Origin of the sequence: Streptococcus sp. oral taxon 431 (assembly GCF_023115445.1) — a bacterium.
GTDB lineage: Bacteria > Bacillota > Bacilli > Lactobacillales > Streptococcaceae > Streptococcus.
Genome location: NZ_JALDUI010000018.1, coordinates 15466 through 35897, shown reverse-complemented (window position 1 = coordinate 35897; position 20432 = coordinate 15466). Strand labels below are relative to the sequence as shown.

Below are 20432 nucleotides of genomic sequence, written 5' to 3'. Positions count from 1 at the left end.
AATTTTGATTTTATTATGTAATTACTCGATACACTACTGAAGCAAAAAATATAATCATATACAGGAAAATATGTTAAAATATAAACAAAAAATAGATATAGGGGTTGAAATTAATGGATAATTTAAATAATTTTTTAGGAATTATAGCATCACTTTTATCAATTATAGCTTTCGTTGCATCAGTTAATTCAGTTAAAAAGGTAAAAGAAATTGAAAAGAATATAAATACTGAGTTAAATTTTAAGAGTAAGCAATCAAAAAATGAGGTATTTACTAATAGAAAAGCAAATTCAGGAGAAAGTGGGATAAGTGTTGTTGGAGATAGCAATACTATTAATGGTGGAAGATAATGGTTTTGAATACAAATGTAAGTTCAGGAGAAAATGGAATAAGCATTTCAGGGGATGGTAATACAGTTAACGTAAATAAACTAGATAATATTAATAATCGCACTATTCCAAGATCCTTATTAAGAGAAATATGTATAAAAATCTCAAATATAGATATCGAGGAAAGTGACTACTCAATACGAAAAAATTCTGACTGGCTCCAAAAGTTTGAATATAATAATGTAAAAAAGTATATTGAAATTTTCGATGAATATTCGGAAGGATATGATTCTATTGAAAATGTTTTAAAAACTATCCCAGATCCAACTTCTATAATGAAAAAAATGAAAACGTTGTATTTGAAAATAAAACCAAATGATAATAATGATAATATCGATGGAGATTTTATTCTTGAACAGATATTCAATAAATTAAAAGAAGAGATTTGTAATGAAGATTTTGTTAACCCTACTAATTTATATGATGAACAAGTTGACTATGCGATCTATTTAATTATGTTATATGCTTTTTCTAAGTGTAAAATATTGGAGGTAGTAGACTAAAATGAATGATGATTTAATAATTGAAAGAGATTTAAAACCAAAAGACACGATTTATTATTTATCTGGATGCATTCTATCAATATTAAAGGAAGGCAACCTTAATATCGATGATTTATTAGAAGAAATCCATAAAGAATATAATGAATCTATCGATTTTACAAAATTGTTACTATCACTCGATGTTTTGTATCTTTTAAATAAAGTTGAAGTTTCTCAAAGGGGTGTAATTAGATGTATATTAGAAGATTAACTTTAAAAGAAACAAGTCCCTCAGAAAAAATAATTAGGGAAATAAATTTTAAACTAGGCTTAAACTTAATTGTAGATGCTGGAAAAAATCAGGAAAAGAGTAACAGTGTTGGAAAAACTACTATCTTAAAATTGATAGATATTGCTTTAGGGGCAAGGGAACGTAAATACATTTATTTTAATGAAGAAACAAAAAAATCAAATGAAAAGTTAAAGAATTATATTATTGATAGTAAGGTTCAAGTAGTATTGGAAGTAGCAAAATCCTTTACCGATTGCACAGATTGTCAGGAACTAGCTGTTGATTTATTTCCAAATGGGAAACGCTATATTAATGGGGGATCTGTTAGTATTAGCGATTATACTAGACACTTGAATTTTATTTTCTTTTCAAATTGCCAAGATAAACCTACATTTAGACAACTTATAAAAATGTTTGTTAGAATTGATCAAAAAGCTGATAATGATAAGTTTTTGAAATTTCTCACACGTACATCCGATAAAGTTTATAATAATGTTTATTCTTATTTATTTAACTTACAAGAACAAGAACTTGCAAATGATATTTTAGCTTATAAAGAAAAAATAGGAGAAAAAGAAAAAGAATTAAAAAATTATATGAAATCTAGTAATTTTGATTCAATTGATATAATTACACAAAAGATTAATTTGCTAGAGAAAAGAGTAGAAGATATAAATTATCAAATTGATATTTTAATCGATTCCCAAAAATTTAAGGAAAATGAAAATAAAATTTCCGAAATAAGGATTGAATATGCTCAAATAAAAGATAATTTGGATAAATTATATTTTCAGAAAGAACGTATTAAAGACATTATTGAAAGGACTGAAATTGATAGGAATAACTTAGTAAGTGAAGAGATACTAGAGACGCTTTATAAGGAGGTTTCATGTCTAACTGACAAATTAGACAAAGAGTTTAAGGATTTAATTAAATTTAATACTGAATTAGTAGAGAATAAGTTGAATTATTTTAACTATCAACTTGAGAAAAAAGAATGTCAAATAAAACAATTGGAGATAAATAAAAATAGGCTATTTTCTAGTTATAAAAATATTACGATGTTGGTAGAAGATAATAAAATAGAAGAATATACAGTTTTAAAAAATGATCTAGCTAATTATTTAGAAGAGTTAGGTAAAAATAAAAATATCAGTGAAACCTATTGTTTTTTGTTAAAAAGTTTACATAGGTTAAAAGAAGAGCTAAGAACTTTAGAAGAAAGTTCAGAATCTTCATATGAAATGATTTCAATATTCAATGAATTTTTTTCAGATTTTAGCAGAAAAACTAATGATCAGTCTTTCATGTTATACAAAACAGATGGAGCCTTCCCTTTTGGTATTAATCATGTGAATGGAGTATTGAGTACGGGTACTCGAAAGTCGATTATTACAGCATTTGACTTAGCGTATCAAAAATTTGCTAAAAAAATTAACAAAAATGTTCCGAATTTTGTAATACATGATGTAATTGAATCAATCGACTATCAAGCTTTTAAGGCAATAGCTGATATTGTCAGTGGCATTGAGTGCCAATATATAGTTGCAGTTTTGAAAGAGAAAATATCAGGCAAGGAATTTATCCATGGAGATAATATACTAGTAGAGTTATCTGAAAATGAAAAACCTTTTAATCTTTGATTGTTTTTCTGATGTAGACTCTATTTTAGAGGAGTCTTAGTTTATTTTTAAATAAATTGAAACAATAAATGAAGATAAGGTTATATTTGATTGTTCTTATTTATAACAATTTATATAAATAATTTAGAATATATGAGTTATTCTCGGAAGTATAGATTTTATTTTAATAAGTTTCGAGAAAATATAAATTTTTCTGAAAGATAAATGTACTTTGAAATTTTTTACTTTGTCTATCTTAGTTATAATGTTTATCAAATCTGATTTGAGCATTTCTTTTTCCTCATCTTAATTATTCAACTAATAAAAAATCGAGGGTGAGCAAAAACTAAAATTCAAGATAAATGAAGTAAATATCTCCAAAATAAAACGCATAGTATCAAGTTTTTTCAATGCCTGACACTATGCGCTTTTTACCCAGCCTCTTTAAATTCGCTATATTTCATATTGATTGATTTCTTGTTGTTCCCAATCTTCTTCTTCAACTTCTTTGATGTCAAAATCCTTTGAATCTTCGTTGTAAACTACCAAGAAATATCCCTCGTCATTATAAAATTTGCTTGTGACGATATCATTTCTCGGTGTGAAATAATAAATGGTTTCATCTATCTTTTGAACGGTTCTTATTTCTTTAGGTGGTGTGGGCATCAAAATACCAATAAAATTGACGCTCACCATAACAAAGAACATAAAACCGATTGTTGAATAAATAAATGCTTGCAATGCTTTCATAATGTCCCTCTTTTTCTAAAATTGTGAGCCAATTTCTTTTGTACTCCAGATATCGTATTCCACCATACGATCTTCACCTTTGTTTTTGGATTTGTTATAAACGACCAAATAGTAGTTGCCAGAATGATAATGTTTACCGATGATAACATTGTCGGTAAGGTCTATTTTGTAAAATTCTTTAGGTAATTTTTGAACATATTTCACGTTTTCGATGATTTCTATTTTTGGTGTTGTCAGATTAGCGATAAGTGCCCACAAAAATATGATTAGTAACTCACCGAAAATAATCGCAAGCATGATGTTTTTGTTTAGTTCCATAATTTATTCCTTTGTTAATTTCACTCAATTATCATTTACAGTGATATTTTTAAGATTTTTTACTTTTAAAATCACCAAAATTTTTTCAACTACAGAAAATCTCATATTATCTTTATCTAAAACAACCTTGTTAACAATCATATCTGCTTCTTGGAATAATAAAATTGTTTTATCAAGTTTCTTCAAAGTTAAACCATTATTTTTGATTTTCTAAAAAAATATTCATTTTCTTTAATAACGCAAATATATCATAAAGAAGAAACGATGTCAATTTCATTTTCTGATTTTAAATCTTGATTGTTCAGTCTCTTTTTCATTCTAATTCAGTTACAATTTAATCTCATTTGAGGAAGTGGGTGATGCTTGTCTCTAATAAGATTATGATATTAATTTTTGATAGTACTTCCAGAAGTTATAGATTCCATGTTATCTTTCAAGTGTCAGTGTTCTAAATTCCTTATATCTTGTTAGGGTTTGGGTAGAATCATTGATAACAGACTGTTGCAGATCTAGTTAGCTGTATGATTTATGATTATCTACTGTTCTAGTAACCAATCTATGATATTTTTCTTCTCAATACCATTGTAATTGGCTGTTGGTTGAATTGTATCCATTGTTAATAGATATTTTGGGAATTGATCTTTAATGGCTTCTAGTGGTCTAAGTTCTCTTTCTAGTGTTTCTGGAGCAAGTGTTGTTTCACTGACTTGATAATAAGCATAGTGACCAAGATCAGTTACAACAACAAAATCAACTTCATATTTATCTAAATTACCAACATATACTTGTGAATATCTACGTCTCAATTCCAAATACACAATATTTTCCAAGATATGCCCAATATCTTCTTTGTGGTCTGGTAATAAGAGATGTCGTAAACCTAAATCAACGGGATAATATTTTTCTAAGCGTTGCAATAATGCTCGACCTTTTACATCAAAACGTGGAACGGAATAAAAAAGTAAACTGTCTGTCAAAGTTGTCAAATAATTTTCCAAAGTATTATGGGAGATTGAAACGTTTTGGCTGATCAGAGTATTGCGAATCTTATTTGTCGATATTAGGCTTCCCGTACTGCTGAGAAGGGTTCGAACAATGCGCTCAATAATAGTAGGATTTGGATTTCCCAATCTAGTGACAATATCATTTAACAGTATTGAGTTATAGATTCCTCTGAGATAGTCAATTTTTTCAGCGTAAGATGCTGTTTGTAATAAGTAAGGGAAAGCACTAAAGAGATAATTGTTAAAAATTTCTGTTGTATTCAGATTCTCTGTGAGAGATTGACCTGATAGATATTCTTCAAATGACAAAGGAAGAACCTCTATCTCAACATACCGACCAGTCAAATTTGTAGCTAATTGGCTACTCATAAAGTAGGCGTTGGATCCAGTCAAATAGAGGTCAACATTTGGTAAGATGAATAGGCTATCTGCTACCAGTTCAAATTTCTCAACATGTTGAATTTCATCTAAAAAGATATAGTATGTTTTCTCCCCAACTAACTGCTCTTTTATATAAGCAAATAATGTTTGAAAATGTCGCAGGTCATAGTAACTCAAATCTTCGAAATTGATGGATATAATCTGATCCTCATCTACCCCAGTTGCTAGTAACTCCTCTTTATAGAGTTGAAAGAGAACAGATTTACCAGCTCGTCTCACTCCACTCACAACTTTGATGATTTGTCGGTCACGATGTCTTCTTAAAAAATCTAAATAATGTGGTCTTTTAATATAGTTCATAATAGATACCTCAAATATAGTATAATACAAATAGACATTATTTTCAAATTTTTATAAATAATTTTATATTTATTTCATTATTTTCAATTTATTAGAAATAAAATCTAGGGCTGTTTAAATGTCTTCAGGATAGAAAACGACGATAGAAAAAATTGCATTGACACGAATATACTGTAGATTTGTTATCAAACTATATCATCTTTGTGATGCAGTAGTTCGTATTTCTCAACTACATAAGCTACAAAAACAAAAAGTGATAACTACCCGAATTTTTAAAGTTTTATATGTTGTGCTTGCCACATTTAGTTGCTTATAAATGTAACTGTGAACTGACAAAGTTAATTGCCTCAAAACCTTAATCAATAAGATGCTGTTAACGTTTACGGATATTCAAGGATTTTCTCTTGGATGTCTTTTTGGTGTCTGAACTTGACTATGTATGAGAAAGATATTATGATAGTCAGGACGGCAGTTTATTAAGGCAGTGACTGAAGGACTAAGTGGCCAAATAGGTTGAGTTCCTACGCTTGATGTGCTTGTTACGAAGCCGACGGCAGGGGATTTACTAGTCACGAGGCCACGCAAAGATATGATTCCTGTTCAACAACTAGCATTGCCTGGGTAGACTAGTAAGCCACTTACCTTGCCGGCACCAGATCCTGTGTTAGCTTTACCAGCGCCTAAAGTTACATCTAAACCGGATTTTTATGTATCGCCTGATGGCAGAATTTTGTCATCAACGGCCTATCGTTATATGGATTCTAAGTATGCTGAACAGACAATGAGGACTATGGAAGTCCCTAGAAGTTACATCGGTTTATCTAAATTTGATTTAGCTAGTAAGATGCAAGATGCTTATCAAATATCTCCTGCTTGGAGTAATGCGAATCTTCGTGGAGAGTTCGATATACTTCAGATAATGTGTATGTTCCTAAGGAAGCCGGAGATACAGGAAAAGTTTTGGAGCCAATCACATCTTATTATCCCGAATATGGGAAAGGAGGCTATCCACAATTGAAAACTAATTCGGTAATTGAATTTTAAAAAGTGGATCTTATAGGTGACTAATATGAATTATGATGATGTTAAAGAAAAATTATGTAATATTATTATTAAATACATTGATCATCCAGACATACGTTTACAAATGTTAGAGCAAGCAAAGTCTGTTAATACTGTGAGAGGTGTACTCTATAGTTTAGACACAGAAAAAAACAGAGATTTAACTCAAGAGGAGATTGATTTTTGTAAAGATTTATTTTTTTACTTCGGTTAAAAATAAAATTTTCTAGAGTTTGGGATAGATTCTACGATAATTTCGCTATAGTCTAAAAATTTTACAGCAATTACTATTAAAGATAATGTTGTGGATGAAATCGTTAGAACCACACCTTTTGAAGACTTAAATAAAATTTACTTAAATGTTAAATTACAATACTAGGAGAAAAAATGAACTTACAATTTACCAAATTTGCAGCTATGCCAGAAGAAGTCATTGAAAAGTATGCCCCAAAAGTTCCAGATGAATTAGTGGAATTGTGGCAGCAATATGGACTGGGATTTTTACTTGATGGTTATCTAAAAATTATCAATCCAGAAGAATATATAGGATTTATAGAAGCTACATATTTCAGAGGAACAAATGGAGTTCCATTATTTGTTACTTGTTTTGGGGATATAATTATCTACACTCAGAACGGCTTTATTGATATCATTTATTATGCGAACAATGATTTTGATGTGATGACACAACGGATGGATCATTTTATCAAATTTTTAGATGATGATAGTTTTTTAGAAGATTTTTTTGATATTCCTTTCTATGAAGAAGCGGTTAAGGAGTATGGGAGCTTGGATTACAATCAATGCTTTGGCTTTGTTCCTCTTCTGGTACTGGGAGGAAAAAGGGATCTAACCAATATTGACAAGGTCGGCATAAAAGAACATTTAGACCTCATTACCCAGATTACAGGCGGAGTGGGATTTGAGAGCTAAGGAAAAATAATGATAAAGTGAAGTTGAGATAATGTGGTCTCAACTTCATTTTAAAGGTAACTTTTTCTGTAAAGAGCTTGGAGAATTATTGGCTAAAGAGCCTAAATTATTAGGAATTCAGGGATTAACTACTATGGTAGGTATTGCAACTGAGATAGAGAGAGTTAATCATAACCCCTTCGTTGTTAGAAAAAACACAAGAACCTCTCAAGCGTTAACAGTTGCAGGAGTTCCTAGATCAGTGCTATGTACCTGATACTATCGCTAACTCATTTCATAATAAACTACTGTTGAGCAGCTGCTACGTAATAAACTAACTATTTCTACTGTAAGATCTAGAGGGGGTACGAATAATGGAAAATAAAACGATATACACTCTTCCAATGTTTTCTTCACTTCTGTCTGAGTTACCTCAAATAACTTTTTCAGGTACAACTATTTGTATCAATTTAAAGGGATACGATTGTGATGATATCTATTCAGAAGTTGAATTGATCTTTCAAGAAGTCCACTATTTTTCAAAGACGAACGCATTGTTTTCGGCAAACACAATTGAAGCTTATGATAAAGTTTTAGAAATATTTAATTCTTCAATTATACTACAGTTAATGGAAGCCAACAGGAATCTTTTTGAAGAAATGAACAAGAATCAAGAATTAAAGCATTATTCTTTATATCTTGATGGTTATGATGGATATAATATAGTTTGCAAGTCCATAGAAATCAAAGAGTTATAAGATCTTAAGACAATAAACAATTAGCAAATTAGAATTATCAGATAAAGAACACTTGAAGAGATTGATTCAAGTGTTTTTACTGTTCAATAGGCACAAAGTCTCCCAATAATCATTCAAATAATGCGAGGCTTATCTTTATATCAGGCTCTGTGACAGCCAGACCAAGGATGGACAATCTCTTGCATCCAGTCACGATAGCCTCTAAAGCACAAGAAAGACAAGTGCAGACAAGTTATGTCAGCTAGTTGTCTATAAGGGTGAAGTGGGTGACGATACTGGACTTGACTGTTGACTTGTAAGATATTATGATAGTTAGGGAGCTACTTTCTTAACGGAGGAAAGTTTTTTAGTATGGATTGCTATAAAGAATTAGATACAGTATTATCTCAACCTTACTTAGGTGATGCTTTTTATGATGCAGATGTTGAATATGTTATGGATGTTTTGCTTCCGTCTTTAAAACAAGGAGAGTGGTGTGCTCTTGGTGCTTGTCTGGAAGAAAAGAGTAGCTTGTATAAGTACAAATTGGCTTATTGTGTAGAAGGGTATGATACTTCAAATGCTTTTAATATTCTGATGAACTTAATACTGTGTCATGATAAAAATATACTTGAAGAAGTACTTCAATCTTTTACTTCATTTGACTCTTCGAAATATAGGGAACAGCTAATCAAATTTCCACAAGTAATAAGTATTTTGAAGGATTTGTCTTCCTGTAAGGAGAATCCAACAATAGGTAGATTAAGTACTAGTATTTGCGATACATTTGGACTACAATAGTTTAGTTCCAAGTAAAGTGGTAGCTTTAGGCTCGAATAAACAATCCTATAGTAGACGAACGGATGCAGAATCTATGGAATACTTGAAGAAAAACTATCCAGATTCTTATAATTTTATTCGAAGTTTAGAAGAGGGTCAAAATGATTTGCAAGATTATATTGATTAACAAGAAAGAGGTTGATACATGAATAAAAAAATGTTTTATAGCTTATCTATAGGGCGCTTTTAATCATGCTACTACCGCTCGCTTTCATTTTTTTAAATCCACGATATAGTAATGTTTTTGAAGAAATTTATCATGACGAGTACCATCATACTGTAGGGTCCTGGTTATCTCCGACATCTTCGACTTTAGAGTATTTACCTGATATGGAAAAAAAACGTACAAGAGGCTTACTATACGGAGTAACCGGGGAAGGCTACAAGGAAAATAGCTTACCTAAGAATATTGATGGCATTTTTTTCACATTTAGTTATCCCGATAATGAGTTGGAAAATGGGAATGTTTTAATTGTCATAAATGTTGATTTGTCCAACTCAGATATTTTACAGGTTGAATACATGTATCAACATCAATCAAATCAACTAATTCAGAAAATAAGGATATATTCAGATGATTATAAGCAAGAGTATCCAGTCGAACAATACATCACTCAAAACAAACTAGATGTAAAAGTATACACTGAAATTGCAAATGATATTTTGAAAAATAAACTTATTTCAGATTGGCGTTCCGTCTATCCTAGTCAATTTTCAGCTGAAAATTGGGGGAATGTAAAGATGATTAGCGAAAACGCAATAGATTAACCAAAAATCTCACTTCATGCTCTATGATATCGTTCTAGAACGTTAGTTCAAAAATGGCAGTCAACGTTACTCGGTTGATAATCTTGGGGATGTAGAGATTGTGCCACTCAGTTTTATTGTTAACAAAAGAAGTCCAGATGCCCATATTCCATGGGATAAGTATGAATGGATATTATTAAAAAGAAATATGAATATTGAACAAAAACAAAAAGAATTAGATTTAACAAATTATTGGGACGCACCTATTTACAATTTTTATGTGTCCTATTTTGGAGATGAAACTGTTATTGAGTATGAGGATGATCAAGAAAAATATTGGCGCCTAACCTTCCTTTTATGTGGTAAAGTAGAGTATACAACAGATGCCTTATGGGAGAATTGGCGTGATTATGATGTGAAAAGTTTGAAAAAGACACAACTCGGTTATTCTGCACAAAATTTTACGTTGATTCCGCATGCTAAAGATAAAAATTTTGTAGAGTGCAGAATTGATCTAGGTATTATGGATCTAACAATTGTTTGCCGTGATATTCAGATAGAACATCTCGAGTTAAAGGATGCCCAGTTCTTTTGGCAGGATAATGATGTTTTATAGATAAACTGTTCTAAGAATCAAAGGAAGAGAAGCTAGTTTGTATTACACAACTAACTAAGCATTGTGAACAATTTATAAGGGAAAATCAGGTGAATGTAGATAGAAAAATAACAAAAATAGAGAAACGATATTTAATGTTCAAATTTTTATCTACATATTGATGGAAAACAGTACAGAGTGAAAAAGATGCTGTACAGATATTAGCGGAAGATTTTAACATTGAGGTTCTCTGAGATGGTAATTAGTGTGGAGGCGTCAAGAATGATTATGCGGGTAATTATTTATACGGTTATGTTGGAAAAGGATATTTACAATCTACGGACGCCTATTTGAAATCGGCTGCTGGACTAGCGCAGGTATGGTCTGATCTAAATAATAAAGAAGTAGGAGCGTGGTCAATCATTAAAGATATCCCAAACAGATCATACCTTGATAATTCTGGAGATTCTGACATGATACAAGATGGAATCAATGATTATAAGGTTAGAAAGAGAAACAAATAGAATGAGAAAAAAATGTATTTTTTATTGATAATAATAGTAATAGTCATGATTTTTAAGGAATCAACAAGAGGATATCATATTTTATTGCCAAACTCTGAAAAAGATATAGTCATTAAAGGGAATTCAGTAAGCTTAGATTCTTATACGGATATTCAATTAACTCGTCTAAGTACAGATGGTAAGGTAAAGTTATCATACGGGAGGAGTTGGTCTGACTATGATAATAGTATACATTATAATATTGAGAAAAGTCAGGTTGAACACTGGAAATACGATTCGGAAACAGAAACAACAAAAATCGTTGTGTTAGAGAATCCTCATAATGGCATCGGTGTCGATCACGAAGGTATTATTATGGATACATCTCAATCTTTTCTTTTTACGTTTAACTCCAAAATAGATTTTAATATTAGAGTAAAAAATTTATCGAACAAATTTATAGTTTTTAAAATGAAAGTTGATTATAAATAAAAGAGTCTGGAATCAAGTAAAAAGTCGAACTTAGAAACATGTCTGTGATCCCAAAACAACCGATGCTTCCGATAAGGGCGTAAACAAAACCCTATCTACAGCTGACTTTAGAAAGTATGAAGATGCGGCAAGACATGGACTTAGACCGAATCAGAAAGAGCGAATTGATAAAATGACATTGGAGGAGTATCTAAAGGCTCCCCCAATGACTCCTGAGGAAAATGCCTATGCATCTAATGTAAAATTTGCGAAGTTTAACCAAGAAAATAAGACTAAGCTTCCAACTTTAGCAGTTGAATGAATAGGATGGAATAATGGAGAACGTTTAGTTACTAGGAAAGATCCTTTAACGGATGGAGATACAAATCGTTGGGTAGCAGGTGTAGAGTTATACTCAATGAAAATCAAAGAGCAAACTAGGAAGCGACCCGAAGGCTGTACTTGAGTACGGCAAGGCTAAGCTGACGTAGTTTGAAGAGATTTTCTAAGAGTATTAGTTGTTGATATTGCAAGTAATCTCTATCCTGTAGCTAAGGCTAGCAAATTAAGGAAACTTGAAAAAGCACTTGAAGATTTCAATTCATTACCTTTAGAAAATATAAAGGAAATTAATACTGACTTTGGTAAAGGGTATGTGGGTATTTTAAGCGATGGAACAAAGGTTGTTGTTAGGCGTGGAAGCACAAGTAAACGAGGAGCAACACCTGGAATTTCAAATAAGGTAATCAAAAGGAGGGGGTTCATATGAAATTAGATATGGAGAGTAAATCTATGGAAGTTAAAACTTTATTTTCTTTTTCTAAAGGAGCGGAAATAATGCTTGAATCTGGTATTATTTCAGATAATGAGGATACTATAGTTTTTATAAAATCTAAAAATAATCATACTTTCATTAATTTTGGATATGTAGATTATTGTTATGTATATAATAAACATCACTTCTCCGGTCACAATTTAGAAAATCTTGAAGCAGGGCTTTATGAATTAGAAAGTAATCATCAAGTACAAGAAATACAACGTTACCTATTGATTAGTGATTGCTTTATAATAGATATTGTAACTGATTTTTCCCCGCAAATTGATACATCACCTACTGCTTATAATATTGAACATACAAAATATTTATCGTCAGATAAGATCGTTTCTGATAATTGGGAGAAATTATCTATTCCGAAAGATAATTATTTATCAGGTTTAAGGATGAACAATAAAGGAGAATTATTAATTTTATTAATTGGGAATAACTACTCACTTGGAATTGAAATACGAGATTTTGTAAGAATCCAATTTTGTGAGGAAGGGAGAGATATATATGACGCTTTCGTTGATATGGATCAATTGATGAAATCTAATGAGAATCTGTATGTTTATAGAACTGCTGATAAAAAAATCTATACTATAGAATGGATGTTGAACTATAATTTTAGAGTTGAATATTTATAGTACGTCTGTTATATGATGAAGAAAAATACTTCAAATTATAGTTATAATGACTGTGTGACTGTTCCCTTAATTGGCAATCTAAGAAAAGATAGCGGTAGTCCTCATTACAATGCCCATTCTATTATCGAAAAAGAAATGAGGTTTTTCTAAATGAAAGAAAAATATATGGATATGAAGTATATTCTTGAGTGTTTTAGAGAAGGTAATATGGAAATTCCCTTTGAGATAGAAATATTAGATAGGACTGAAGGATTGCAACATATAGAGTCTAGTGAATGGGAAGAACTTGTTTGGGAATTTCGTAGTGAATTCTTACTTAAGAACAAAGGTGAAGTTAGAGCTGGAATAGGAAAAATCTGGAATGAAAATGCAGCCTACTTTCGTAAATCTATTGAACCTATATTAAAAGAATACTTACAGAAAAATTTTTTGCCACAGACATGCATAGATTCGATTTTATTTGATGTAAGTACTCTTAGAAACTATAAATTATTGCAAGACGATTTTGGGATAGAGTCTGCCTTTCATGATGATTTGCTTTTAATTTATGAGGGAGGCTACATTCCAGTTGGTTACCAAGGCAATTATCCAGAGGGGCACTTTAAGGTAATGAAAATTGTTTAGCCTAACATGAATAGCTTCCATTGAACTTATAAAGTATTTTACACTTCATACAGAGGAGCACTCAGATGTTGCTTTTATACGAAAATGTTCTGCAACCTGACAAAGTCAGTTGTCTCAAAACGTTAATCAATACGACTGCACCAACCTTTCGAAACGCTTCATGGTTCACACCATGAGGTGTTTTTTGATGAATTTTAGAAAAGCCCATACAACTTTACTTGAAAGAATGCTATAATAGCTTAGAATAAGAGATTTTCTGTTGAAATAAATTGATGAGGGATTACGATGTCACTTGCCTTCAAGGTTGGATTGATCTATTAGACAATTGGGTTTTGAATTCCTTTTTTTAACAGTCTTTATCCGTCTTGAACATTCAAATTGTGGTAGTCGTCATCCAACCCTTATGAATGAATTGTATCAAGTGAGATTTTCAGTATATTATTTAAAGAATTGTCTACTCGAACTACAGAGTATTGGCATATAGTTTAGCAAATTATCGTCTTTTGATAATATTTTGGGCTTTGAACATGCAATTTCTGTGGAAAAGTGTTGAGATTTCTAGTTTGTAGGTTTCCTTGTTTGCTTCATCATGCGAGGAAGATTGATTTTAAGTGACTATTGAAGTTTTAGAATTCGGATACTTTGGCAATTAAGAATATCTATGGTGCTTTTAAAGTGACAAAAATTTTAAGACTTATAAGTATTTTTGACGATAGGATTCAGATCAAACTGAAATCAATCAGAACACCAAAGGTCAAAGACTAGAGTATGGCTTTGATAGGGCAAAAAACTGCTGCATATCCATTGTAGCGATGACATAATCGGAATGGTAGTTGTTACTGTAATAAGCGAAGGAAATAGACATGAGAGAATTTGAAATAAGGGAAAAACAAGATAAGATAAATCAGACGGACTATTGGGATGGTCGGATTCTAGATTTACAAATATTATATTTTGGTGATGAAGTTCATCTATATATAGAAAGTTATCATGAGAATAAAGTAGATTTAGAGGAATGTTGGAAAGTCAGTTTCCTTGCTTGTGCAGCACTGAATTATGAGACGGATGCACAAAATCGCAAAAAATTTAAAGTAAAAGATTTTACACAAAATCACTTGTATACCTGTCAAGAGATATCTCTTGAATATTACGATGACAGTTTTTTTCAAACCAGGATAGTTTTAGAAGGATTAGTCAAGTTCAATATCATTTCTAGGGATGTTACTGTTGAAAGAATCAAACGATCAGAACATGATTTTTTCTGGAGGAATAAGTCATAAATGTATTCAATTAATAGTGAGGTTGAAAGTAATACCAAAAAGATAAGGAACTCCTCCAGCTGGCACTTGTGGTGAATGAATACAATGGAGAGGTCAATTTAGTAATAATGGAACGAGATGAAGAGATGTCATATGAGTTTTTTAAGAAATGCTTATCCTATGGGGAAGAGTTTGTTCTATATTATCAAGATAGAAAGTTTTATATCAGTCAAAGGAAAGACTTAGGGGAGTTATATTTTACGGTTTCTGAGGAAGACTATCACATTTTTTATAGCCCAAAGGAACTTTTATCAGCACCATTAATCGATGGTGAGACCTTATTAGAAAAATGGAATGATCTTGCAGTTTATTAAGTCTATCCCAAAAGTTGATCATCTTATTCAAGTTATTACATAAAATCAGCAGAGGTGAGAAATGAGAGTAGTTTTATTGCCAATTTATTATAAAAATGAGAATAGAATAGAAACGTGTCAGATTTTTATTAGAGATAGCGAAGAATTATGTATTCTTGATATTGATAGAGATTCGGGTTTTAAACGTTATGAAGCCGACTCTTTCTTTGAGGCGCTTACGAACTATCGTCTGGATTTGGAAAAGGAAGGCGGGATTCTCCAATGCAATGGAGCTGACAAGTGTGTATTTCCTTCTCCGATGCAGCTGAATTTTGGAGGAGAAAAAGCCTATTTCTTGGAAATGGGAAAACAAGCCAGTTTAAACAATGTTTATGAGATTTTTGACCAAGATAAACCAAACTTAAACTGTGTCAGTGTCGCAGAACAGAAACAATTTTATGATGATTGGTTTACTAGCCTAGTAGGTGGGAGCCATTAAACCTGTTTTAAAAGTAGCTATCGGAACAAGTCTTAGTAAACTGTGTTTTGGACCGTATGACAGATGAAAGAATTGTAGATGGACCTTATCACAGAAAATTAGGAGAATACGAGTTGAAAATAAGTGGACAATTGTTAAAGGATAATCAAAAGCTGACTTTTTTTGAGATTCTTTCCCAAATACCATCTAATAATGAAGATTGGTATATCTTTGAATGTGATGCTGTAGGAAAAGCTCCAAATAATCTGCCTATGTCGGAATTTGAAGATTTAGTCTTAAATTCAAAATATGGCTATCAAATGAGTTGGGATAGACTTTTAAAATTTTCAAAGGAAATAGAGGATATAAATAATTTAATAGTTGTTTCCTCTACAAGTCCTGTTGAATTTGAAATGATAGAAAAAGGTGCAGAAGCTTTGCAAGTAAGAGTAGAAATATACGATAGTACTACTTGGGAAATTGAATTTTATGGATGATCTTGTACAGTTGACTGTTACTATTACCACATAGAGATGGGAGATGGTAGTTTTCTTAGTGGATAATGTCATCACTGAGTAGATTGAACGAAAGACTTGCCTAGCTTATGATATGGGCGGTATCTAAAGAAAGAAGATTTTGGCTGGATAGCTAGCTAGGGAATTAGGGGGATTGGATGTTGTATTATAAAACAATTTGGAATCATAGGAATGACTATGATCCGATTATAATGTACTCAGAAATAGACGCAGAACGATTTGAAACAAAACGATTAGATATATATCATGATGGACATGTAGCTTACTTTGATAATCGGACCCCCTTGGAGTTGGGAGAAGCTCCATATCCAAGTGATTTTGATGCAATAAATGCTACAGGTGAGTTTGATGTGTCTGAAATATCAGCGATAGATTTTGAGAACATTCTAAAAATGTATGACACAGAAGCTTTAATCGAAGATTATTGTATCAAATTAGCTAGATGGGCAGAAAGGTAACCAGTATTTGCCATTTTTCAATAGTTAGAGGAGGAACATTCATGTCAAATATTACATTTAATCATTCTTTTTTTTCCTATCCACAATCATTAAAGGATTTAGTTTCCGATGGTAGGGTTGATTTTGGTGTATGGTACTTGATGAATGACGATGAAATAGTGAGAAGATTTCAAGGTCTTCAAACAAGATATCCTGAGCGAACATTATATCCATTTGCAAGGAGAGGTGATAATGATGATATCGCCTGTTTTGAAGATGTTGATAGTACTCTAGTGCATATCATCCATGACTTTGCTGATTCAGGATGGGAACAAAGGGAAGTTTTCCCCACCATTGATGCCTGGTTAGAATACATTGAGGAGTGTAATCTTCAAGATAGATGGTGACTTGATGTTAGTGTGAACTTTGGGGGAGTTTAGCGACATTTATGAAAATAGTCATCTATAAATATATGAGGAATTTATTTGGGGATAAATGGGAAGGAGAAAAATCTTGTTGCTATTTGATTTATCTACTAAGCAAAAAGAGCTTGAAGAACTAGATTATTGGGAAATGGGGATACTGGATTTAAAGATATCCTATTTTGGCGATGAAGTTTCTGTATGCATAGAGGATTATCATAACAAAGAAAAATACTGGGAAATTAAGTTTTTAGTATGCGCAAAAGTAGAGTATAGCAATGATGCTTTAGACATCCAGTGGAGAAAAGATCAACACGTTAAAGATATGACTAGAGGGGAATTGCATCATCATGGTCAAGAAATTTCTTTACAAATTTATGAGGAGAATCCTGATTTTGTGAAGTGTATAGTTGATATTGGTTTGTTGCAAATGACAATTGTTTGTCGTGATATTCAGATAGAACATCTTGAGTTAAAGGATGCTCAGTTCTTTTGGCAGGATAATGAAACTGTAGAATGAGTAAAGTGTAGCTAAACTGTTATCATAACGGATCGAAGAACAACGAAAAAACGTGTAATTTATTACTGAATATTGATAAATAGGAATGAAGTGATGTTAAGTGTTGAATTGAGAATAGCGATAGCAGATGTAAGCATGATAGATAGCTTATTGAATTTATTAGATGTTAGCCATCAGATTATTACTTCTCACTTTTATTATAAGAACCAGGAACTAAGCTATTCAAGTGATATAAAGTGGGATCAGTATTTTTCGAGTCCAGCTACCGGATATTTGCATGTGGGGCAAATATTTTTAGGAAGAGTTGTTGAAGATGCGATGATTATTATTTCAGGAAATAACGATATCGTCGATTTTATCATTGAATTTCGCGTGGAATATCTGACAGATGAGGATATAAATAGTATTAAAAAATTTATCCTAAAATCTAATCGAACTATTTCAGAAAAAGACATTGAAGTTATCTGTGAAGAGTATTGAGATTTGATAGGCTATTATAAGATTGGCGAACGTAACACTTGGCTAGGAATCAAAAGAGATGAGCTCGCTGGGGAGCTGACTGGAGCTGCTGGATTTGATTTAACAATTTGGAATTTAAAGATGGCTAAACTGATGAACAAAGAGCGCAGGCATTACACGAAAATCCAAGCTTTTACTGAAGCAGTTATAGTTAAAATACAGGTGAATCGTAAATCTACATTTGCTTTGTAACGAGATAAAAAGGTTGATGGTTCAGACTCTGATTCAAACAATTACTATATTGTTTGAATTGTTGATTTATGATATAGTTAAAATATCAATCCGTTGGATAGAAGTGTAAATAGGAATTTATGTTTCCAAAATATCCAGATGGAACGGTATTTGGGAAGTTTACAATTGAAGATTAGGAGAAAAAGACATGTTTAATTCATTTTTAGAATTTTTTGGTTCAGAGAATAAAGGCTACGTAAAGCGTTCAGAAGATATTTATCTTGATTTTATTATGAACTATTCTAAGGAAAGTTTTGGTAGTGGGTTATTTAGGGTTGTTGATTCTAATAATTTAGAATACTTTAAAGGACTAGTACAGTCATGCTTTTCTGAATTATCAGATGATATACGAGTTATAGGTTTTGATTGGTTAGGCAGGATATTTGTTAGTTCTGATACTAGTGATTCAAAAATATATATGTGTGATGCAGGAAGTCATGAGATTTTAGAGATTCCACTAGGTATTAAGGAGTTTTTGAATAATGAAATTCCAGAATATCCTGATGAGCTATTTGCTTTAGATTTTTACAAAGAGTATATTTCTCAAGGAGGAACCTCTCCTTCCTATGATCAATGCATTGGTTATAAAGTACCTTTATTTTTAGGTGGTTTGGATGATCTTTCAAATATTGAACAAATTGATTTTGATGTGTTTTGGACTATCATGTCACAATTATCGTAGCATAGATTAAATCATACAGTACAATATCCTGAAGTATATCGACTTGAAGAAACCTTTCGTAAACTTATAATAAAACTAGCTACTATAATCGCGAAAACTTTACTTATAGTGAGTTATATAAACTTTAAAAGGAACACGAGGAGAAAAAATGAACTTACAATTTACCAAATTTGCAGCTATGCCAGAAGAAGTCATTGAAAAGTACGCCTCAAAAGTTCCAGATGAATTAGTGGAATTGTGGCAACAATATGGACTGGGATTTTTACTTGATGGTTATCTAAAAATTATCAATCCAGAAGAATATGTAGAATTTGTGCAAAAGACCTATTTTAGAGGTGATTTATCGATTCCTATTTTTATAACTGCATTTGGGGACATTATCACTCTGGAGGAAAGAGACTATCTGAGAATTGTAGAATACAAGGAGGAAAATTTCACCACTATTTTAGAAGATATGTACTATTTTCTAGAAGATTTAAAGGATGAAGAGTTGTTAAAGGATTATTTTGATATTCCTTTATATGAAGAAGCGGTTAAGGAGTATGGGAGCTTGGATTACAATCAATGCTTTGGCTTTGTTCCTCTTCTTGTACTGGGAGGAAAAAGGGATTTAGTCAATATTGACAAGGTTGGCATAAAAGAACATTTAGAACTCATTACCCAGATTACAGGTGGAGTGGGATTTTAGGATTTGGAATCAAGGGTAGTGATCCAGAGGAACTAAACCTACGAGCGCTGGTGATGATTCAAAAGATAATACTTGGTCAAGGGATGATCGCTGGCTACTTCAGATGCTCATATTGGATGAAGTGCTAGAAATTTTAAGTTAGTGGTTGATATGGCTACAAAACCTATTGTCCATTTTAATTTTAGAAGGCGATTATATATGTTTAAAATTACAAAAGAATATGATATGGACTATAGACGATTAGTTTATAGACCAGAAGAATATAGTTTTGATTCCATACCTATAAAAAATTCTGATTACTACATATTATTTGACACACTCCAACTTGGCTTTGATTCAGAAAGCAATGCGTGCGTACAAATTTTTGGATTTTTTCCTCAGGTATTAAAAGCAGAAGAAAGAGATGTTCTTGTTCCTAACTCGAATAAAGGGAGTATTATTCTATTATTGGATGAATGTCATTTAGATTTAGGGGATAGTATTCGATTTGTGCAATCAGATAGTTGGGTAAGTTATTATTCACCAAGCAGAGGATATACTTATTTTGGTAAGGAAAAATTATCAGATTCGGTAGAGTATGTTGAGTTTTATCCAGATTGTATTGCAGCGTTAAATGAGAAGGGTGATATAGAAGCTTTTTGGCTAAAGGTGAATTTTGAAGAGTAGTATAATGGCTATTTTAGAATATCTAATGATAAACGATAGCAATTCGTACTTATTTCATTTATCCAGTAAGTATATCTGATTAGATAGG

29 protein-coding genes are annotated in these 20432 nt (G+C 31.6%); 25 read left to right on the top strand and 4 right to left on the bottom strand.

Annotated features, from left to right (window positions below; translation table 11 throughout):
- Nucleotides 1-113: 113 nt before the first annotated feature.
- The 4 genes from M1R56_RS08915 to M1R56_RS08900 are packed head-to-tail and all read left to right on the top strand — an operon-like array spanning nt 114 to nt 2806.
- A complete protein-coding gene (locus M1R56_RS08915; RefSeq protein ID WP_248035846.1) occupies nt 114-350 on the top strand; it encodes a hypothetical protein in 237 nt (78 codons plus the stop codon).
- The gene (locus tag M1R56_RS08910; protein WP_248035845.1) at nt 350-892 is read left to right on the top strand and encodes a hypothetical protein; all 543 of its coding nucleotides are present in this window, start codon (nt 350-352) and stop codon (nt 890-892) included. Before M1R56_RS08915 ends, M1R56_RS08910 begins: the two co-directional genes overlap by 1 nt.
- 1 nt (nt 893) lies before the next feature.
- Nucleotides 894-1142, top strand: a complete 249-nt coding sequence (locus tag M1R56_RS08905) for an ABC-three component system middle component 6 (protein ID WP_248035841.1) — start codon at nt 894-896, stop codon at nt 1140-1142.
- Nucleotides 1124-2806: a hypothetical protein gene (locus M1R56_RS08900; protein WP_248035839.1), complete on the top strand. Its 1683-nt coding sequence runs from the start codon at nt 1124-1126 to the stop codon at nt 2804-2806. Before M1R56_RS08905 ends, M1R56_RS08900 begins: the two co-directional genes overlap by 19 nt.
- A 432-nt stretch (nt 2807-3238) precedes the next feature.
- Here the strand turns inward: M1R56_RS08900 and M1R56_RS08895 are convergent, their stop codons facing one another.
- The 4 genes from M1R56_RS08895 to M1R56_RS08880 form a co-directional block, all read right to left on the bottom strand.
- Nucleotides 3239-3535: a hypothetical protein gene (locus M1R56_RS08895; protein ID WP_248035837.1), complete on the bottom strand. Its 297-nt coding sequence runs from the start codon at nt 3533-3535 to the stop codon at nt 3239-3241.
- A gap of 15 nt (nt 3536-3550) precedes the next feature.
- Nucleotides 3551-3853, bottom strand: coding sequence for a hypothetical protein (locus M1R56_RS08890; RefSeq protein ID WP_248035835.1), 303 nt, complete (start codon nt 3851-3853; stop codon nt 3551-3553).
- Between the two features lie 24 nt (nt 3854-3877).
- Nucleotides 3878-4039, bottom strand: coding sequence for a hypothetical protein (locus M1R56_RS08885; protein ID WP_248035834.1), 162 nt, complete (start codon nt 4037-4039; stop codon nt 3878-3880).
- A 350-nt stretch (nt 4040-4389) separates the two neighbouring features.
- The gene (locus M1R56_RS08880) at nt 4390-5598 is read right to left on the bottom strand and encodes an ATP-binding protein (protein ID WP_248035832.1); all 1209 of its coding nucleotides are present in this window, start codon (nt 5596-5598) and stop codon (nt 4390-4392) included.
- 1069 nt (nt 5599-6667) lie between these two features.
- Here M1R56_RS08880 and M1R56_RS08875 point away from each other — a divergent pair.
- The 21 genes from M1R56_RS08875 to M1R56_RS08775 all read left to right on the top strand — a co-directional run bounded on the left by M1R56_RS08875 (nt 6668) and on the right by M1R56_RS08775 (nt 20344).
- Nucleotides 6668-6874 carry a hypothetical protein gene (locus M1R56_RS08875; RefSeq protein WP_248035830.1) on the top strand — a complete coding sequence of 69 codons (207 nt, stop codon included), beginning with the start codon at nt 6668-6670 and terminating at the stop codon, nt 6872-6874.
- Between the two features lie 173 nt (nt 6875-7047).
- Entirely contained in the window at nt 7048-7593 is a 546-nt protein-coding gene (locus M1R56_RS08870) for a T6SS immunity protein Tdi1 domain-containing protein (protein ID WP_248035828.1), read from the top strand.
- A gap of 353 nt (nt 7594-7946) precedes the next feature.
- On the top strand, nt 7947-8330 hold the full coding sequence (locus M1R56_RS08865; protein WP_248035827.1) for a hypothetical protein: 384 nt from the start codon (nt 7947-7949) through the stop codon (nt 8328-8330).
- A 351-nt stretch (nt 8331-8681) separates the two neighbouring features.
- On the top strand, nt 8682-9110 hold the full coding sequence (locus M1R56_RS08860; RefSeq protein ID WP_248035826.1) for a hypothetical protein: 429 nt from the start codon (nt 8682-8684) through the stop codon (nt 9108-9110).
- 231 nt (nt 9111-9341) lie between these two features.
- Nucleotides 9342-9917 carry a TipC family immunity protein gene (locus M1R56_RS08855; RefSeq protein ID WP_248035825.1) on the top strand — a complete coding sequence of 192 codons (576 nt, stop codon included), beginning with the start codon at nt 9342-9344 and terminating at the stop codon, nt 9915-9917.
- A 100-nt stretch (nt 9918-10017) separates the two neighbouring features.
- The gene (locus M1R56_RS08850) at nt 10018-10512 is read left to right on the top strand and encodes a hypothetical protein (protein WP_248035824.1); all 495 of its coding nucleotides are present in this window, start codon (nt 10018-10020) and stop codon (nt 10510-10512) included.
- Between the two features lie 515 nt (nt 10513-11027).
- Entirely contained in the window at nt 11028-11486 is a 459-nt protein-coding gene (locus M1R56_RS08845; protein WP_248035822.1) for a hypothetical protein, read from the top strand.
- Nucleotides 11487-12230: 744 nt separating this feature from the next.
- On the top strand, nt 12231-12929 hold the full coding sequence (locus M1R56_RS08840; protein WP_248035820.1) for a hypothetical protein: 699 nt from the start codon (nt 12231-12233) through the stop codon (nt 12927-12929).
- Between the two features lie 150 nt (nt 12930-13079).
- Nucleotides 13080-13553 (top strand): hypothetical protein, encoded by a 474-nt coding sequence (locus M1R56_RS08835; RefSeq protein ID WP_248035818.1) that lies wholly within the window; start codon nt 13080-13082, stop codon nt 13551-13553.
- A gap of 863 nt (nt 13554-14416) precedes the next feature.
- A complete protein-coding gene (locus tag M1R56_RS08830; RefSeq protein ID WP_075231509.1) occupies nt 14417-14833 on the top strand; it encodes a hypothetical protein in 417 nt (138 codons plus the stop codon).
- Nucleotides 14834-14940: 107 nt separating this feature from the next.
- On the top strand, nt 14941-15186 hold the full coding sequence (locus tag M1R56_RS08825) for a hypothetical protein (protein WP_248035816.1): 246 nt from the start codon (nt 14941-14943) through the stop codon (nt 15184-15186).
- A gap of 61 nt (nt 15187-15247) precedes the next feature.
- Nucleotides 15248-15664, top strand: a complete 417-nt coding sequence (locus M1R56_RS08820; RefSeq protein WP_248035814.1) for a hypothetical protein — start codon at nt 15248-15250, stop codon at nt 15662-15664.
- A 47-nt stretch (nt 15665-15711) separates the two neighbouring features.
- Nucleotides 15712-16140, top strand: coding sequence for a hypothetical protein (locus tag M1R56_RS08815; protein WP_248035812.1), 429 nt, complete (start codon nt 15712-15714; stop codon nt 16138-16140).
- Between the two features lie 176 nt (nt 16141-16316).
- Entirely contained in the window at nt 16317-16637 is a 321-nt protein-coding gene (locus M1R56_RS08810; RefSeq protein ID WP_248035810.1) for a hypothetical protein, read from the top strand.
- A 41-nt stretch (nt 16638-16678) separates the two neighbouring features.
- A complete protein-coding gene (locus M1R56_RS08805; protein WP_248035808.1) occupies nt 16679-17023 on the top strand; it encodes a hypothetical protein in 345 nt (114 codons plus the stop codon).
- A 106-nt stretch (nt 17024-17129) separates the two neighbouring features.
- The gene (locus M1R56_RS08800; RefSeq protein WP_248035806.1) at nt 17130-17558 is read left to right on the top strand and encodes a hypothetical protein; all 429 of its coding nucleotides are present in this window, start codon (nt 17130-17132) and stop codon (nt 17556-17558) included.
- 93 nt (nt 17559-17651) lie between these two features.
- Nucleotides 17652-18038, top strand: a complete 387-nt coding sequence (locus M1R56_RS08795) for a hypothetical protein (protein ID WP_248035803.1) — start codon at nt 17652-17654, stop codon at nt 18036-18038.
- A 3-nt stretch (nt 18039-18041) separates the two neighbouring features.
- The gene (locus M1R56_RS08790; RefSeq protein ID WP_248035801.1) at nt 18042-18269 is read left to right on the top strand and encodes a hypothetical protein; all 228 of its coding nucleotides are present in this window, start codon (nt 18042-18044) and stop codon (nt 18267-18269) included.
- Between the two features lie 187 nt (nt 18270-18456).
- Nucleotides 18457-18990 (top strand): T6SS immunity protein Tdi1 domain-containing protein, encoded by a 534-nt coding sequence (locus M1R56_RS08785; protein ID WP_248035799.1) that lies wholly within the window; start codon nt 18457-18459, stop codon nt 18988-18990.
- A gap of 148 nt (nt 18991-19138) precedes the next feature.
- A complete protein-coding gene (locus M1R56_RS08780; protein WP_248035798.1) occupies nt 19139-19678 on the top strand; it encodes a T6SS immunity protein Tdi1 domain-containing protein in 540 nt (179 codons plus the stop codon).
- A 198-nt stretch (nt 19679-19876) separates the two neighbouring features.
- Nucleotides 19877-20344, top strand: a complete 468-nt coding sequence (locus M1R56_RS08775; protein ID WP_248035795.1) for a hypothetical protein — start codon at nt 19877-19879, stop codon at nt 20342-20344.
- Nucleotides 20345-20432 lie beyond the last annotated feature (88 nt).